The organism is Bacteroidales bacterium (genome assembly GCA_023229505.1).
Lineage (GTDB): Bacteria > Bacteroidota > Bacteroidia > Bacteroidales > JAGOPY01 > JAGOPY01.
In genome coordinates, this window is sequence record JALNZD010000106.1 from 1 (window position 1) to 2,577 (window position 2,577).

Annotated in this window: 4 protein-coding genes; all 4 read right to left on the reverse strand. The window is 45.4% G+C overall.

From position 1 onward, the window contains the following. Window positions 1-35 precede the first annotated feature (35 nt). Entirely contained in the window at window positions 36-440 is a 405-nt protein-coding gene (locus M0Q51_17395; protein ID MCK9401744.1) for a HEPN domain-containing protein, read from the reverse strand. Between the two features lie 82 nt (window positions 441-522). Beyond that, window positions 523-1,119: a sortase gene (locus M0Q51_17400; protein ID MCK9401745.1), complete on the reverse strand. Its 597-nt coding sequence runs from the start codon at window positions 1,117-1,119 to the stop codon at window positions 523-525. Then, the gene (locus M0Q51_17405) at window positions 1,116-2,177 is read right to left on the reverse strand and encodes a hypothetical protein (GenBank protein ID MCK9401746.1); all 1,062 of its coding nucleotides are present in this window, start codon (window positions 2,175-2,177) and stop codon (window positions 1,116-1,118) included. Before M0Q51_17405 ends, M0Q51_17400 begins: the two co-directional genes overlap by 4 nt. Before the next feature lie 53 nt (window positions 2,178-2,230). Next, window positions 2,231-2,577 (reverse strand): hypothetical protein (locus M0Q51_17410; protein MCK9401747.1); only part of this gene is annotated, 347 nt, incomplete at its 5' end.

The window sequence follows — 2,577 nt, forward strand, 5'->3', positions numbered from 1 at the left end:
TTTCTCCGCTTTTAATTTTTCGGCATATTTTCTAACTATTTTTTTGGCTTCAATTTTTGACATAATTTTTTATACATTTCATCAACCTCTCTTATGTATTTTGATGAATATTCCTTGGTACAAAGTTTGTAAAACTGCGATTTATATTCAGGATATCTAGCTTTGAGGTTGAATTTATTAACCCCATACAACAAATCCTTAGTGCTATTATCCAATTCCATCCCGGTATGATTATAAAGCTTAACCAGATCGTGCGTGTAGGGAGCATGTTTTTTTGTCTCGTTGACTACTAATGCTTTTAGTATCTTTTCCAACACCATGTGTCCGAAAAATAGACTGCTGGCATAGCGTTTACTTTTCACCAAACTTTTCATCGTATTATAATCATAGGCGGCAGTATCTTGCCAATATTTTACCAGTTTTTTATAATCATTTTTCATGTTAATTTTAACTATATGTGATGTAATAATAACAACAATTAATATAATACTTTATTGATATGGCAAAGTCAATTTTTTATGGCTAATTCGGCCTAGCCAGCACTACCAGCCGGTTTTTGGTGGAGAAGATCGGATCACAGGTAAATATGGTCAGTAGCGGTTCAGCGCTCGGGGCAAGAATGGCAGTCTCGGTCGCCGGCACGATTTTTGTTGAATCTACCAGATAATTATAGACCTTGCCCTGCCAGTTGATTTGGATCCGGTCGCCTTTGACCAGTTTATTTAAAAGAAAAAAAGTCAGGTTGTTGGGCGGCAGGTATTTGAAGCGGTGGCCGGTAATCACGGTGTTGCCGCCCTTGTCCGGCGTGGAGGAGTCCGGCAGGCGCCAGGCGCCGCGGTTAAGACCGTCTTTTTCATTTTTTGATTCTATGATGGGCGCGTTAACGCCGATTTTTGGGATGATAATCCGGTCGCCTGATTTTTTGGGAGTTTCGGACTTGCTTGCACCCGTGGTCGTGGTCGCTGTTTCATAATTCAACGTCTGTGGCGGCAGGAAATACAATTTGGCGTAGGGATAGAGCGGCAAAAAAATTAAATAGACAATCAGGCCTAAAGCTAAAAGCCCTAGCAGTCTGACTAGAGCTTTACTAGCTATGGTAATGATAATTTGCAGGTTCATGATGCCTTATCGTATCTCTTCAATAAAATTCTTAGCGCCAGCAAAGTGATAATTATTGCAACTAAAATGAAAAGTTCGAATAAACTGAAGCCGGTTTCAGCCAGATTATTGCCGTCGGAAGTCGCTGTAATTTTTTCACCCAGAACTGCCTGTTTGGGCGTTGGCGGCGGGATTTCCGGAGTTTGAACAACAACGGTGCCATTGCGGCCGGGTGTAACCGCGACTTCATTGCCGTATTTTTCCGGGGAGGCGGCGGAGAGCGGCCGCAAGTAATAGGTAGTGCCTAAAATCAGTCCGGGGATAGTAACCGAATGGCCGGTGACTTTTGTTGGATCCATCACCGTTGAATAAGCATAGCCGTAATTTGGCGGTAGGGCTAAAGACAGGTCCGGATGCGGAATCGTGTCGTAAATTACTCTGGAAGTGGTGTTTTTATTGGTCAGCCAGGTGATGGTAATTGAAGCATCGGTTGAATTATTGGTTAAGGTCGCGTTTATGTTGGTTAAAATCAAATCGGTAATGTTATACCCGCCGCCACCGCCGCTTGAGCCGCCCGGGGGAGTTGGAGTTTCACCGCCAACCGTTTCCGAGGCTTGAGCGGAAACGGAAATGTCAAAAGACAGGGTTTTATTTTGAAAATTGTTGTCGCTGGCGCTGTCAAACGAAACGGTGTAGTCATATTGACCCGTTTGATAAGCAGAGAGTGAGCCGAGATTGACCACGCCCGCGGTAAAAAAGGCAGACATCGTGCCGGAATAAAGATTGGTTGCGCCTTTATTGATAGTCAGATTCAGCCGATCGCCCAAGCCGCCGGTATTGATAACATTGGCGGCGCTGGTTGTTATAACCAGATTGTCATTTACCTTATTGACAACCTTGACCCATCTGACGACACTGTCACCCGGCACTAGATTGGTTTCGCCGAATAAAGGCGAGTTTTGAAATGAAATATCGGCGATGTTTCCGGCTTGCGCGGAAATCGGATTAAACGTAAAAATCACCGCGGCGATAATCACGGCAAGGCTTAGTATGAATTTTGATTTGAATACTTTCTTCATTGGTTTAATTTTGGTATTGCTCCGTAGGGGGTCAGACCCCTACAAACGGTTTATTATACTCCGGCACCGCTGTCTGTTATGACTGGTGCATCTGGTATGATTATTTCCTGCGGAATCGGGGCAAGCGGTTGGGTGATGAGCGTGGTGTCGCTTGGGTTTGTCGGAGTCGTCGGTTGCTCGGTGGTAGTTGTCGGTTCTGCGGCCGGCTCTGTCGGTTGATCAGACGCAGTAATTTCAGGCGCTGAAATATCCGCGGGCGTAGTTGTAGAGATTTGTTCGGCATCGCTTACAGGGGTTTCAGCCGGAGTTGTGTCCGGGATTAAAGCAGGGTCGTTATCTCCGCCCCCTTGATAAAGGGGGTTGGGGGGATTTCCGCCCGTTTCCGTCGGAGCGATTACCG